The organism is Bythopirellula superficialaquae (assembly GCF_059632245.1).
Genome location: NZ_CP197426.1, coordinates 684,892 through 700,383 on the forward strand (window position 1 = coordinate 684,892; position 15,492 = coordinate 700,383).

7 protein-coding genes and 1 CRISPR repeat array are annotated in these 15,492 nt (G+C 49.3%); of the genes, 4 read left to right on the forward strand and 3 right to left on the reverse strand.

From position 1 onward, the window contains the following. The first annotated feature begins 44 nt into the window (after positions 1–44). From SH678x_RS02870 to SH678x_RS02885, 4 genes are all read left to right on the forward strand, one after another. Positions 45–1,295, forward strand: coding sequence for a Gfo/Idh/MocA family protein (locus tag SH678x_RS02870; RefSeq protein ID WP_496921376.1), 1,251 nt, complete (start codon positions 45–47; stop codon positions 1,293–1,295). Between the two features lie 30 nt (positions 1,296–1,325). Continuing rightward, entirely contained in the window at positions 1,326–4,568 is a 3,243-nt protein-coding gene (locus SH678x_RS02875; RefSeq protein WP_496921377.1) for an alpha-L-rhamnosidase, read from the forward strand. Further along, entirely contained in the window at positions 4,565–6,469 is a 1,905-nt protein-coding gene (locus tag SH678x_RS02880) for a right-handed parallel beta-helix repeat-containing protein (RefSeq protein WP_496921378.1), read from the forward strand. Before SH678x_RS02875 ends, SH678x_RS02880 begins: the two co-directional genes overlap by 4 nt. Positions 6,470–7,172: 703 nt before the next feature. Continuing rightward, positions 7,173–7,364, forward strand: coding sequence for an integrase core domain-containing protein (locus tag SH678x_RS02885; protein WP_496920314.1), 192 nt, complete (start codon positions 7,173–7,175; stop codon positions 7,362–7,364). A gap of 1,123 nt (positions 7,365–8,487) precedes the next feature. Here the strand turns inward: SH678x_RS02885 and SH678x_RS02890 are convergent. The 3 genes from SH678x_RS02890 to cas2 form a co-directional block, all read right to left on the reverse strand. After that, a complete protein-coding gene (locus tag SH678x_RS02890) occupies positions 8,488–9,324 on the reverse strand; it encodes a hypothetical protein (protein ID WP_496921379.1) in 837 nt (278 codons plus the stop codon). 397 nt (positions 9,325–9,721) lie between these two features. Continuing rightward, positions 9,722–10,326: direct repeats of the CRISPR family, unit length 36 nt; unit sequence GTGTCGGCAAATCATTGATGTCGGAACTGATTCGAC. Positions 10,327–10,687: 361 nt separating this feature from the next. Beyond that, positions 10,688–14,959: a type V CRISPR-associated protein Cas12b gene (gene cas12b / locus SH678x_RS02895; RefSeq protein WP_496921380.1), complete on the reverse strand. Its 4,272-nt coding sequence runs from the start codon at positions 14,957–14,959 to the stop codon at positions 10,688–10,690. Between the two features lie 222 nt (positions 14,960–15,181). After that, complete coding sequence (gene cas2 / locus SH678x_RS02900; RefSeq protein ID WP_496921381.1) at positions 15,182–15,472, reverse strand: CRISPR-associated endonuclease Cas2; 291 nt, start codon at positions 15,470–15,472, stop codon at positions 15,182–15,184. Between the last annotated feature and the right edge of the window lie 20 nt (positions 15,473–15,492).

Sequence of the window (15,492 nt, forward strand, 5' to 3'; positions counted from 1 at the left end):
TGAAAAGAACATTAGCCTCAACTAGCATCTTGACAAGTTGGCCCTTGATTAATTCCTTGTCCGGGCAAAGTTTACCAGACCTCATCGATCAGATGACAGCGGCAATAGTTGGTGCTGGTGGAATAGCAAAGTTCCACGCTGCGAATCATTTGCAGCCCTTCTTCAATATCAAAGCCATCTGTGATGTCGACATTTCTCGCGCTCAATCCTTCAATTCCGAGTTCGCAGCAGGTCAAGCTACAGTTTGTCAAGATTACCAAGAGATATTGGATAGAGACGATATTGACGTCTTGATAATCTGCACACCAGATCACTGGCATACCAAGATCACTTTGGATGCGTTACGTAGCGGGAAAGATGTTTACTGTGAGAAACCTCTAACACTAACTGTGGCTGAGGGCCGCTTGCTCAGAAAAGAATTAAGTAAAACGGACCGCATAGTGCAGGTGGGTACACAGCAGCGCAGCGATCCCAATTTCCAGACAGCAGTTGCTTTGGCTCACACGGGAAGATGCGGCATGGTAAAGCGGATTACTGCTGCGATCGGAGGAGGGCCCGTGGGTGGGCCTTTCCATACGACTCAGCCCCCGCAGGAGCTTGACTGGAATCAGTGGCTTGGCCAATCTCCACAGATGCCATACATTCCAGAGCGATGTCACGGAAACTTTCGCTGGTGGTACGAATACTCCGGCGGCAAGATGACCGACTGGGGTGCCCATCACATAGATATTGCTCAGTGGGCACTGGGGCTTGACCAAGCAAGGCGAGTGCTTATCGAACCAATTGAGGTGAGTCACCCGGTGCCTCTTGTTGATGGCATGCCCACAGATACATCAAGTTTCAATACGGCAACAAGTTTCCTAGTGCGATGTGAATTCGGTAACGGGTCAGAATTGATCATTCGTGATAACGCAAACGATCTGGGATTTGAAAATGGCCTTCTTTTCGAATGCGAAGAGGGGCGATACTTTGTCAATCGGGAAAGACTTTCAGGCAAGCCGATTGAACAACTCGAACACGACCCGTTGTCTGCCGCTAGTCTTAGCAAGTTGCGCAAAGAGAAAAAGGTCATGAATCACATGGCTAATTTCTACTGGAGTTGCCGCGAGCGTACTTCGCCTATCTCAGATGTCGAAAGCCATCTTATTTCTCTTGATATTTGTCATTTAGTCAATATAGCGATGCGGCTTGGGCGTACACTCCAGTGGGATCCTTCTATCGGAAGAATTCAAAATGATGAAGAGGCGAATGCATGGTTATCGCGATCTCAGCGCGAAGGCTTTGAGATTGAATAAACTCAACAGCAAATTGGGAAAAATGTACCCATGAATATGAATATTTTACTGTCAATCAGCCTTCTACTTTCCTTAGTTTCTATGGTTTTGGAGGGTAAGAGGACGACTGCGAGAGCGGAAGTTCCTGATTGTGCAATTACAGAACCACGCTGCGAATATCATAACGAACCTCTGGGAATTGATGTCCTTAGGCCTCGCTTGAGTTGGATTATAGCATCAGAGAGGCGCGGCATCCGACAAGCTGCTTATCAGATATTGGTCGCTTCTAGCGATCAGTTATTAGATAGAGATCAAGGCGACTTGTGGGATACCGGTAAGGTCATCAGTGACAGTACTTCTGCAATCGAATACGCAGGGATGCCGCTGACTACGGATCAAGCATGTTACTGGAAAGTGCGCGTATGGGACAGCGAAGGAAATTTATCTGATTGGAGTAAGACTACCAAGTGGACTATGGGTATGTTGAGTCCAGAAGATTGGCAGGCTACATGGATAGGGTACGATGCTGAGCGAAAGCCTCAAGTCAGCGAGGCGCCTCTAGGCACTGCTCATTGGATATGCTCCTCAACAGATGATCCCGGAGAAATCTCTTCAGGAAATCGGCTGTATGTTGCCCGTTTTGAGCTACCCAATGATGCTGTCATAGACGACGCGGAAGTACTTGCGATAGCAGATGACAAGCTCTGGATGGCAATCAACGAGAAGATGCTTATCCACGGAGAACCCGGTTGGAAGAAAGTCAAGCCTGTAGCAGTCACTGAAGTCCTCAAACCGGGAAAAAATGAGCTGCGTTTTAACGTTCTCAACGAACGAAAAGGGCACTCAGGCTTGCTGGTACGTATGACAATTAAACTCAGTAATGGCCAATCTATCTTGATAAACTCTGATGACAGCTGGCATTGTGTCGGGTCTCCCGGTGAACATTGGCCCTCCGAAAAAATACAAAACACTCAGCTGCAGCCCTGCCAAAAGATCGGTTTATATGGGTGTAAACCATGGGGTAAAACTCGTGTCGAACAATTATTTCTCCCACCAACAACACTGCTGAGGAAAGAGTTTGTTGTTGAAAAGCCAGTTGCATCCGCCATGCTCTATGTCACAGCATTGGGAAACTGTGAGCCTCGCATGAATGGGAAATTGGTTTCAGAAGAATTTTTCACGCCTGGTTGGACTGATTATTCCAAACGCGTCTATTATCGCTGCTATGATGTTACTCATCTATTACAAACCGGAGAGAATGCCCTTGGCGCAGTGCTGGCTGATGGATGGTTCAGTGGATACATAGGCTGGGGCAGAAATAGAAATCATTATGGAGATCAGCCGCGCTTGCGTATGCAATTAAATCTCACTTACCAGGATGGTACGTCCGACAGATTTGGAACCAGTGACGAATGGCGAGCTTCTTTAGGACCAACCCGTGAGGCAGACTTTCTCATGGGCGAGACGTTCGATGCTCGACTCAAGCTGAGCGATTGGGATAAACCTGGATTTTCTGACACCGATTGGCAAAAAGTTGATGTGGGTTCAAAAGTCCTGCCCGTTATGCAATCTCACCCTGGCCCGGCAGTTGTCGAAGTTAAAGAGTTCACTCCTGTAACAATTACTGAAGCTCAATCTAGCATTTATGTCTGTGATTTCGGGCAGAATTTTGCCGGCATCGTCAGACTGCGTGTTAATGGCCAGCCAGGACAGAAGATCCGGCTACGCTTCGCTGAAAGATTGAATCCTGATGGGACACTCTACACGACGAATCTTCGTGGCGCAAGATCCACGGACACCTACATCTGTGCAGGTAATGGTACGGAAGTTTGGCAACCGCGTTTCACATTTCATGGTTTCCAATACGTCGAAATAACGGGGCTGACCGAGCCACCAGACAAGGAGACGATCACCGGCATAGCTCTCAGTAGTGATACCCCACGAGCTGGAAGGTTCGAATGTTCCGATCCAACTCTCAATCAGTTACATAACAACATCTATTGGACCCAGCGGGCGAATTTTATCGATGTACCCACGGATTGCCCACAGCGCGACGAGCGGTTGGGTTGGACTGGCGATGCGCAAGTCTATGTCGCTACGGCAACGCTGAATGCTGATGTTCACACATTCTTTAACAAGTGGTTGGTTGATTTGGCGGACGCACAGCGTAAAGATGGGCAGTTTCCTGCGGTAGCACCACTCAAGGTCGCCGATGACGATGGTGGACCAGCTTGGTCGGATGCCGGAGTTGTTTGTCCATGGACAATCTACCAAGTCTATGACGATCGTCGCCTACTACTTCGACAATATCCGTCGATGAAGCGTTTCGTGGAATTCTGCCGTCAGCGCAGTCTGGATGGTTGCTTACCTCCCGCAGAGTTCCATTGCTTTGGTGATTGGCTAAGTATCAACGCCGACACACCAAGAGAAGTAATCTACACCGCTTACTTTGCCTACAGCACACAGCTTGTTGCTCAAGCGGCAGCGATTCTCGGTAAAGCAGAGGACGCAGCGCTTTATCAGCAATGGTTGCGAGAGATTAAGAATGCTTTCCAGAAAGCCTATGTCGACTCTGATGGTCGGATACATGGAAATACACAGTGTGTGTATGTTCTGGCACTAGCTTACGATTTACTAACAGAAAAACAAGCACACCAAGCAGCTGAGCACTTAGTCGCAGATATTGAACGTCGAGATTTTCATCTTTCAACAGGTTTCGTCGGCACGAAAGACTTGATGTTAGTGCTTGCAAAGATTGGCCGAAACGATCTTGCATATCGATTGATTCAAAATGAAACCTTTCCGTCGTGGGGTTTCTCTATTAAACATGGTGCTACAAGTATCTGGGAACGCTGGGATGGCTGGACCCCCGAAAAGGGATTTCAAGACCCAGGCATGAACTCTTTTGCTCATTACTCCTTCGGGGCCGTGTATCAGTGGATGTTTGAAAACATTGGAGGGATAACGCGAATAGAACCTGGCTACAAGAAATTTCTTATTACCCCACACGCGGGAGGAAATTTAGCTTGGGCGAAAACAGACTATTTCAGCATACATGGCCGTATTAGGTCACACTGGAAGCAGGACAAAAGCGGCTTTCATCTAGTTGTTGAAGTTCCTGGGAACACAACAGCACAGGTACAAATTCCCGCGGATTCGCTTGAAGCAGTCTATGAAGGTGGGAAGCCGGTTGAAGTAGCCGAAGGAGTCAGTGTAATCGATTATCGGCTAGGCAAAGCAATTCTCCAGATTGGATCAGGCAAATACAATTTCCTAGCTAAAGCAGTTGAATGACTATCTACAAACTTCTGTGCTTTACAGTCATCGCAATCAATACCTCCATGGCACTCTATGTGAGTGGCTCTGACGAAGGCCCGATTAATGCTGGCGACTTCGGCTTGGGGACACTCACGCCTGGGGACGACGCCACGCCGATATTCCGCCGTGCGCTCGAAGCCTGTCATGAACGCGGTATCAAATCTTTAGTTATACCTCCAGGAGAATGGCATCTCTATCCTGACCATGCTTTTGAAAAGAACCTAGCCGTCGCGAATAACGATTCGGGAGTTAAGCGGATAGTGTTTCTTTTGGATCATACTGAGGGATTTAATCTTATTGGAGAGGGAGCCAAACTCGTTTGTCACAGTCAAATGATACCTGTAAGTGCTGACGAGGCCACCAAGCTAAGACTCAAGGGGTTTAGCATCGATTGGCATAGACCATTTAACTTTCAGGCCCGCGTAGTCGCGGTTCATCCAGATATTAATGCTTTCGATGTCCAGGTCCACGACGAAGTCGTTTATGAACTTCGCGGCAGTCGTTTAATTTTTCGTGAGAAGACAAGCGTCTCTTCTCAGGCTTGGAAGGAATGGGCCCCCCCCACTGCAGACCAAGTTGTCTGGGAACACAACCTGCAATGGAATATGTGGTTTGATGGCGACACTGGTCATCCTGTGGTAGGAGAGCATCAATGGGCCATGGAGCCAGAACCACGAGTAGAAGAACTGCAATCCGGTATTCTTCGTATCCATGACTCGACCAAAATAATGCCGCGCATTGGCTGGATTTTAACTGTGAATGGCATGGGCTACCCCAATCGGACTTCACCAGCTATTCGCATCGCTAATTCGCAAGACCTACTAATCGAAGATGTAACAATTCACCATGCAGGAGGTATGGGAGTGATTGTCCAGCGGACAGAGGATGCCTTATTGAGGCGTGTCCAAGTCTTGTTGCCTTCAGGAAAAAATCGCATCGTTACGACGACAGCTGACGCCACGCATTTCAATGGTTGCCGTGGCGAAATTCTCCTCGAAGACTGTCTGTTTGAGAATATGCTCGACGATGCTACGAACGTCCATGGCTGCTTCGTGCAGGTTCAAGAGCAGTTAGGCCCTAGAACGGTACTATGTCGACGGATGCACAGTCAGCAGCGCGGACTCATAGTCGCTGCTGCTGGTGACCGTGTGCGTTTTGTAAACAGTTCAGACTTACAACCGTACGGTGATGCTTCGGTAGTTTCCGTTCGAGAGTTAAACTCAGACCTATTTGAGGTGACGCTTGACGAGCTGCCTGACGAGAGCCTAACTCTGCCTTTGGGGCTTTATAATCTTACATGGCAACCAAATCTCACAGTCCGCCGATGCACTGTACGGAACAATCGCGCAAGAACAATGCTCATCGCTACCGAAGGTCACGTCCTGGTAGAAGACAATCATTTCGCTTATTCCTCGATGGCAGGGATTCAATTTGAAGGTGAAAATAGCTTCTGGTGGGAATCTGGCCCAGTACGTAACGTATTGATTCGGCGAAATGTGTTCCATAATAATGCGGGAGAAGTCTTGCGAATTGCACCACAAATTGACGCAAAGCGTTATCCCAATTCACTCTATCATGGCGGAATACGTTTTGAAGAAAATGTTATTACGGCTACTCATCGCCGGATTGTTGAGGGAACTGCGGTCGATGGGCTCGTTTTACGTGGAAATAAAATCTCGCTTAAGGACGGTGTATCTAGTGAAGACATAGTTACCCCGTCATTTTTGTTCAGGTCTGGACGCAATATAGTTATTGAAAATAATACTTACGCTGGTTCGCCACCACTCACAGTGAGTTTTGATAATCCATCTGCTCGGCCGACATTAATCGGCAATCAAGGAATAGTTTTAGCAACAGAACGCAGTACCGATGAATAGTCTGCAGAGATTTGATTATGGATTTCTTTGGGCAAACTTTGGCTAGCTTCAAACATCAAAGATTAGTTACTAAACAACAGATCTTCCGACAAGAGTACATTTGCCTTAGAAAAAAGGGTGCGAACCAAAATAGTTGATATTTACTTTATTCTTATTCTCGGAAAGTTGCCAGCAATGGTTATCGTCTCTGAAGTGGACCCCAATTATTGGACCACGGGCGAGCGATTCTTAGAGAGAGGGGATCGTTCGCTTTGAGCGTTTGGGACGGTAGACGGCCCAAGGGGTTTGTCGGTCCAGCGCCTGATGGCGGCGCTCGTGGCCATAGTAGTCGAAGTACGTCCCAAGCCCTTTCTTACAATCGGTTCCGGTCACGTATTCGTTGCGCTGCTGCAGCACTGTTGCATTCGTAACATGGCTCTTGAAATTCCTGGATGTTCGCGTAGATGAGTTGGTTCTGGCATGTTGTGATTTAGCGATTCGATTAATTTGCAGTCAATAGGCTCATGATGCAAATGAGGGCGTGTCATTTGGCATGAAAGACAGCAAGTGAAGCTTCTGGCGTTACCGCCGCGAACTGCTCGCTCATAACAACGCTGTCAGGGCAAAAAGCCTTAGAAAATCGGTGAGCGCCAGAAAGTAGACCACCCTCGAAACCGGTTCGAAATGCCACGGCCAGTCGTGCCAACTCCCGCCGCGATAGCGATTGAGTGGAACCGCCAAGGCGATGGCCACGATCAGCAGTTGGGAGAATGGTTACATCGAGAGCTTTAACGGTAAGCTCCGCAACGAGCTGTTGGCCCGTGAACAGTTCGATACATTACTTGAAGCCAAGTTGCTCATCGAGCGTTGGCGGAATCATTATAACACCGTGAGGCCACACAGCAGCCTCGGCTAGCCCCCTCAAATACCGCACGGCTTTCCCTCATTGGCAGTACACGGCCTGCCGCGTGTGTTCTCAAAGTTTCGGCAACCCGAATTGTATCGCACGTTCGAGTTGGTGTTGAGCCAGTAGTTTATTGCAGGCTTTGGTTCTGCGGTTGTTGTTTCGCCTCGCGGTGTGAAGGCCGATACCCCGAAGCCGAGTTCATCACCGGCCTCAGCAGGAACGTCGTACGTACCCTGCGCAGAGGCATCTTGACAGGTTCGGATAAAGAGATTATCTTAATAAATAGCTTGCGGATTGTGTGGCATGCGTTGCCTATGGCACGAGAGGTGAACCGGTTAGGCCGCGAGCAGTAAAGCTAACTCGGTTCGTCTCCAAATTTGGTGCATCACTCCTCGTTGTGAGTGGTGCTACGTCCCCATTTTTGGAGGATTTATGATGCAATCTGACTGTTCTGAAACGATCGTACTTACCGGTCCCTGCCCGACTTTCTTTCGTACTTGTTGCTTTGAGGCCTCGCAAGGAAACGCGCACGGAATCCGCGTGGGATACGATCACCCGGGCTACCAATTGACGATTGGCATTGAAGGCGAGCAACCTTATGAGACTGAAGATGCAGAATGGGAATCGGCTATCGAATCTTTAATCTGCAAAATCCAGGAGGCTGACGATGATGCAGTTATCAAGTGGTTCGCGCGATGGCTGCCACGATGTATAGCACTCGTGCCCCGCAGACGCCGCACCATGTTCGTAAGGGGCGTCTACAAAGCTGCTGTTGCCAACGGCTGGATTATAGCCGACATCCAGCCCACGAGTACTAGCTATAACTCTTACGCTCCTCGTGGGCTGGCTCTATTTGAACTCACGGCTAACGCTTCTGTTTGGCGAATATGACGATCTCGTGAGGTGGTGTCAGCGACACCCGATAAGGCGCATTTCCAAACTCTTGTACATCTTTTTGAGAATGGCCAGAAGTTGCTTTCATCCTAGAAAGCAAGTGATTTTCGGTGCATTGGGGATTCGTTTTTATGTTCGTGGCAAGCTGAGCGAGGTGAAATTGTATTCTCGCGGCACACGCTACGGAAGCGGTTCCGGACTGCGTGCAAAGTCCTTGGTCAGGAAAGAGTGAAGACGCTCACCATTCATCATGGCCAGCATTGGAGAGCCTGTTCAAGATCTCCAACTTGGCGAAAAGTATGGCGAATAGATAGTGCGGTAAGAGGTCCGAGTATCTGCCGGAAATTTCCGCGACCTGAAAGCAATGGTTGATTTTCATGAAATGATTGTTGGCGAGGGCCGCCACGACATGCAAGAACGCATTGTTCAGTAGTACATGACGAAAGTATTTTGCCTCGACTTTAGCCAGCTCGACTTGCCGCTCAGCAGGTGTCAGTTCCTGATTCGAGAGAATGCGGTCGCGATAAGTGCCCGGCTGGAGCATGCTGATGGCGAATTCGGGGTCGTCGTCGACAGTCGCAGGCAAGACTAGGCAGAGAGCATTCCAGAACCACATGTCTCCAACATCCGCACGCTCGAACCATCGCCGCACGGCTCTCCGAGATTGCTCCACCCCTCCGACACTTTCAGGACGATACTCAACCGGCAGGTAACCAGACACTCCTTCCTCCCACCTGACGGAAGCGAAGATCGAGAGTCGCCAATGCAGGATGCCCTTCTCGATGACATAATCGCCACCAGCCTGTCCGCCCCTCATGAACGGACGTAAGTGGCTCAGTTCCGTGGCTAACGCTGTGTCGTCCGGATGACTTTTCAGGAGGCCACTCAAGTGAGCAGCCGCTTCCTGCCAGTCAGAGAGCGTATGACGAGGGCCGTGGTACTCAGGGTTGTCGCCCTGGAACTCACCAAAAGAGACGGGGTCACGCTTCGCCAAGGTGGGTAAGAGGCGTACCCTGAACTCCTCAAGCTCTGCCAAAACGGTGTTTGTCATCTCGTTCAAATGTGATCCCATCATGGTAACATACCGAAATATGACATCCAAAGAATAGAGCTTGAACAATAGTCTCAGCCAAGTCTTGAGGTTTCGCTGTGACCGTCAGAATGATGACGTTTCCACCCATTTTTTGGTTCGTCCGGGCGGCAAGAATTTCCAGAATCTTGCCGTTGGAACGAGGGACCGCAGCTTTTTTAAATCTGCGGCGGCTTGTCATCAACAATAACCAAGGCAAGGACTACAACCTGAAATTGTTCATCTCGATAATTCCAAGATTGGACCAGCAATAGGCAGAGGTCATTGGCAAACGGACGAAATTAATACGCTATGACACCCTTTACTGAGGTCCAGCCCACACTGCAGAATTACTGGCGGTCAATTATTTTGTTTAGCCGCAACGTAGTGTCATACAAATTTGCTCTCGGCAAATCATTGATGTCGGAACTGATTCGACTCCCGTGCGTGTGGTTGTAGGGCTGATCGATTAGCTGGTGTCGGCAAATCATTAATGTCGGAACTGATTCGACAACGTCGTCAAACAGCAAAGCGGCTCGGTTGTACGTGTCGGCAAATCATTGATGTCGGAACTGATTCGACATCGTCGGCCAGTTGCTCGCGGTTCCTGAGATCCGGGTGTCGGCAAATCATTGATGTCGGAACTGATTCGACAGGGGGATTTAAGGAAACGAACTGTGAGCGAAGGTGTCGGCAAATCATTGATGTCGGAACTGATTCGACTGCGGCCTTGCCCACAACCCTAGCTGTGCCAACTAGTGTCGGCAAATCATTGATGTCGGAACTGATTCGACGTCATCTTTTCGGATGTGATACGCTCCAGCGAACGGTGTCGGCAAATCATTGATGTCGGAACTGATTCGACTCGATGCTGACGAGAGAGTCTGGCTTGATCGTTCAGTGTCGGCAAATCATTGATGTCGGAACTGATTCGACGCTCCCTACACCCCGAACATCGACGAGGCTTTCGTCGTGTCGGCAAATCATTGATGTCGGAACTGATTCGACGGCCAGGGTCCTAAACTCCAATTGCGCAACATGTTGCGAAACATCCTGCGAGAGTGGCCTTCGCCAAGTTCAATTCGAATTGGTTGTGGCTTCCAATTCATGACATAACTCCATGGCAAGCCTATAGTTCGAGCGTGCCCGGCATCCCCCGACACCACCGGCGCACTCGCCGACATTTGCGAGCGCACCGGCTGATCAGCCGGCTCAGTCATTTGGGTTGTCAAAGACCAGTTGTTCGTCCGACAAAAATGATTAACCCTGCGGTAAAAAATGCCAATAAAGGCAGAGACACAGCCGCAGTTACGCTTGCCTATAGCAAGCACCTCTAATGTAAAAAACCGTGCGAATAAGTCAATAACTATTAAGAGGTTTTATTTAACTCGATACGTTGAGCGTCGGCCAATTTTTGTAATACCCGTTTCTCAACCCATTTCCAGTAAGCGGGAGTATGTAGCCAGAAAGATTTCTCTGCTAACGACTTACCGGTAAGATCGCGCCAAGCATTGATTCTATCGCCTTTTGTCCGTTTCTCATCTTCATATTCGATTTCATCTCCTTCTAATAATTTCAGCGGTAATTCAAACAACGGACACGAAGGAAAATCTTTCGGATCAGTTTTGCCATCTACATACTTCACCGGAATGTACCACCAAGCTCCCGGCCAATCGGGATCTAGAAGGGCCTTGAGACCAATATTTGCTGCCGCATTCAGGTCCGCTTGAATGACGCCGCTCGATTGCTGGTCAGACGATACGAATAAATCACCACCACCCTGTGTAATACGTACAATCGGATTGCATGAGTTGTTTTCATACTTTGTAAACAAGGCATCAATTATCAAATCTCTTGTATCTACACCCTTCTTTTTCACGCGCTCTCGCGCTTTCCTGAAATCATTACGGCTAAGAAGTTTCTGCACGTTTGCTTCTGTGCAGCGCACTCCTGGCAAACCCGTACGCGAGTCCTGACGCGACGTATAACGCGGATCGACCTCTATGAAATGCAGGCCGTGCAATTGACAACCTTCCATAACCAGCTTGCGGACGTTCCGAGCGCACCAATCGCGGAGACGTTTATTCTCGCTACGGAGTCGCGTTTGCTCCGGGCGATAGTTATCCAGATCTTCACCCACGATGACATGACAAGGGGGAAATACTTGGTGCTGGGGCCGTTTTCTGCCTCTTTCCCAATGTTTTTTGCTCTCACTGCCTACACCTAAAGCTGCTTCTACTAGGCGACTGGCAAGCTGTTTAATCCGGTTCTGTCGCAGATACTCCAGCGCATCAATAATTCGCTGCCCAAAGCGGTCACCATTCTCGGATCCTTTTTCCAGTCGATCGATTCCGGCTCGGGTGTTGTCGGGCTCTGGCCGAGAATAGAATGCCCGCTGTATCTGATAAAGCTTTGTGATCGTGGCAAGTCGCTCAATTCTAAGACCACCTACGTGACGAATTTCTCTTAGACGCTCCTTCCAAATCTTGAACTCTTTGGAATCACTGAGGGGCTTAATTCCAATGCGTGGCAGAACTAACCGCCTTAACCAACGCAAATGGCCCTCTTCGCCAAGCCAAGCAGCATCTTCATCCTGCCATATCTTGGTAAATTCAGTAGCTAATTTGCTGCGCAGCGATTTGTCTTTCGCAATTTGTGCTGCTACCAGCTCAAGCGTTTTTCCAAGCCGTTTGATGCGTGCTTTTCGTTCAAAGGGAGACTCGTCCTCCGGCAAAACTTCAATCGCATCGTTCTCAAGCAATGGCACGACATGCTTCTTCCACAATTCGTGTGTTTGTGAGTTTTGCCACTGCCCTCCGCTCAATTCGCGCCACATAACAAGGGCATCGACCAAGAACTGCTGATAGTTCTCAGCTCGCTTCTCTGGTGAATCATCATGTACGCCTGTGTTAGGCTCGAAAAAGTTATACGTTTTGCCACCCGCGAGGTGCTTAATGCCAGTCTGGAATGCGTTGGCGATGCGTGCGATATCCCCGTGGCGTCGTAATGCCCGTTTGAGTGTATCTGCGGACGTGGTCATTAGGTCATCAATTCGCTTATTCTCGACCAGATCTTGAGCATCGACGCGACCGAGTGCGGTGGCATGGTCGATAAACGCTTCAATTTCTTTTTGCGTAGCGAGTCGTGCAGAATGATCTTCGCCCTGAAGTTTGATCACGAATTGACGCTCAAGACATGCCCACATATCAGGACCAATACGACGATAGATAGTTTTCCACGACTTTCCGTCGTCTGATTCGTGTTGGGTATGCACGTATAAGTCTTTTGCAGAAATCCCACCAGCCACAATCTTTCGATCAGCGATCGTTTTTTTCAGTTGCTTTTCAGTGAGAGTTAGCCACACCGCACACGCTGCCGCGTATCGGTGACCTAAGTCAAAAGAAAGAATTCTTAAGCCCGGCATACGTGACAATAGTAGTCTGCCGCGGCCCTTTCGTCCTTCATTGGCTGGATGCTGAAAATAATATCCACTACGCCCTTTCACATATTTCCATCCGCTTTCTTGAAACTCTTTTGACTTGAGGAGTTCATCAAACAGCGGACCGGCGGGGAGCAGCTTTGCCGAATAGGAAAGTAGCCAGCGCAAACCTTGCAGGCGTTTAGCAGCCTTATGATCAAGCTTGCGACTGAAAACTTGGTATTGGGGCTCACTTTTCTTGCTATAAACAAGGTCGGCCAAGCGATCGAGTTCTCCACGGTTGGCTTGCAATCGACCGCTCCAATCGTTTTGCTCAAAGACTTCCGCAACGGTTACTGCCTCACCGTTGACACCCGCGACGGCTCGACCCAAACGATCTGCTCGACTCACAGAGGTTCCCTCTTTGTGGAGATCGGGCAGAGCCAGATTGCCGCTAAGCCGTTTGCTCCGCCATTGAAGCGGTATGGGCGTCACGGCCTCACTGCACCACAAACCGAGTGAAACCTGTTTGAGGTTCTTCTCCAAAATTTCCGCCAACTCAGCTTCAATTTTTTTCTTAGCTGCTTCAGTCTTGGCGGTTTTTAACTTTTCTATCAAGCTCTTACGTTTGCGTACCGTTTCGAGGGCCGAATAGCTGATCCCCCAACGTGAGTTGCCAAAATCCGTCCAAACCGGATTCCGCAGCGGGTCAGGATGACGATAAGCGGGAACTTTAAAGCGACGCTGATCGTACTGAGCAGTGCGCGCCTCCGCATATTTCTTAAGAACATCAGTGTGCGCTTTATTTTTCTCATTACGCCATACACATATGTAGTTTTCGGCGGCTAAAGTTTCGAAAAGTTGTGCATCACCAAATTTTTCAATCTCCCCCTGCATCTCCCGAACCGCTTGTATTCTATGCTCGGAGGTTTCGCATTTTTTAGTTCCCCACTTAGCGACAACTTTGTCCCAACCTTCGAGTGCTCGTTTGCGAATCAGATACTCCTCAGCTGCGCCACTCGCGGTGGAGCGATCTTCACAATATTTATCCAACAGACGGCAAACATCTTGCGGTATCAATGCAATCTGTTCCGCGGCTTCCTTGAACTTCGAGCGTTGCACCTCGGCTCGTTTGATCCAAGAATGTGCCGAAGAGAGTCGTCGCAAAGCATGGTCGAGCATCACAGCATATTCCCAAATATGATCCTTTGAAGTTCGGAAGGGCATGCCGATACGATCTTCGATCTGCTCACGCAACTTCGGCATCCAAACGGGTGCCTTGCCCGAGTTTTTAAGCTTTACCGATTGAGCGGCAATATCTTCTTGAATCTTGCCACATGTCGATTCCCAAAGCTTGGCATCGACCTCGTTGACCTCAACCATTTTCTCAAGTGCCACTGCACCTTTCGAGGAACGGCCTTTCCAACCAATGGCTTGCTTGAGTTGCTTCAATAATTTGTCAGGGTCAGACTCGTCAGACTCTTGTCCAAGTTCCTCCAATATCCTGCTAATTGATTTGATCCCTGATTTTCCAACGATGCTCCGTTTCGGAGAAGCACACAGCTTCTCCAAGGCATCGACAATCTTGCCAGCTTCGCTTTTCTTGCCCGATCCCCAGTTCCGACTCAACCAGTTGCCCGCTTTGATCACAAAGTCTTTGGCCTCGGATGATGCTGCACCATCAATATCGGGCATGGCGAAATAATCTTTTTCACCACCAATCAAATCCAGGAACGTGGTTGAGGCCCAATCGACAGTGAACTTGCTGCCAAGCTCTTGTTGAAGGTCTTTGAAACAAGCCGTCCGATCGACCCACACCGCATCGGGGCGAATGCGGGCCGATAGAGCTGGTTCACATGCTGCAAGCCATTCTTCCCGTTGAGTTGCTTTCTTTTCCTTAAGAATCTGGGCAAAATGTGCTTTGATTTTCTCGATTCGCTTTTTGGGATCATCGTCACCACGGGCAACGACGTGATCTTTAGGACACAACGACTCGGGGCTTTCAACCGATAGCCAGGAAAGGGCAAGCATGATTCGCCGTTCGGGATGCTCGCCGGCCAGCGAAGCGGGCAAGCTCCCTCGCAGACTCAACAACCAATCGCCCCAGGTCCAGACTCCACGATTGACTGTCAGGTGCGTGGTCCAAACATGAACGCGCCAATTAGCATCGGTGGCTTTGTCGAGTCGGACCGTGTACGCGCGAGTAGTAGGTTCAGGTGTCATAGTTCATTGCCCCGCTCGAAACTGACGAAGTTGATGAGAAAACCCAATCTACCAACTTCACATAGCAGATGCGAGAACCTCTCAGCCAACCTTCCCATAGCTGCAGAAATAATGAGGACACAAGAACCCAGTTTTCCGCTCGTACGGGAATGATGTTTTAAATTTCCGGACGATTATGTTGGTAGCCAGCCAACACTATGAGAATTATGCTAAGAACTAGCATTATATTACCACCATCCCCTCCAGCGGTTCGTCGAGGCTTTGCCCCAGTGTGACCGCGGCGGTGCGGGCTGTGCCTTCGTTTTGTCCCAGGTCAATCATCAACACTTGATCTTCCTTCAAATTCAAGACTTCTTCTAACTCCGTCTGAAGTCGCACGCGATCGATCGGTTTGAGCACACAGAAGAAAATCGAGAACTGCCACGATTCGCCAAAGCCTTTGCAGATTTTGTGGACGCGACGGAGTCGCTTAGGATGGCGAATGTCGTAGCAGACGAGGTAGCAGCGGCGCATGGTTGAAGAGAGGTGAGGGG

Bases quoted from the DNA above. Each gene is read 5' to 3' on its own strand.
- SH678x_RS02880 (WP_496921378.1), top strand. From the start codon at position 4,565: ATGACTATCTACAAACTTCTGTGCTTTACAGTCATCGCAATCAATACC.
- cas12b (WP_496921380.1), bottom strand. From the start codon at position 14,959: ATGACACCTGAACCTACTACTCGCGCGTACACGGTCCGACTCGACAAA.
- SH678x_RS02875 (WP_496921377.1), top strand. From the start codon at position 1,326: ATGAATATGAATATTTTACTGTCAATCAGCCTTCTACTTTCCTTAGTT.
- SH678x_RS02890 (WP_496921379.1), bottom strand. From the start codon at position 9,324: ATGATGGGATCACATTTGAACGAGATGACAAACACCGTTTTGGCAGAG.
- cas2 (WP_496921381.1), bottom strand. From the start codon at position 15,472: ATGCGCCGCTGCTACCTCGTCTGCTACGACATTCGCCATCCTAAGCGA.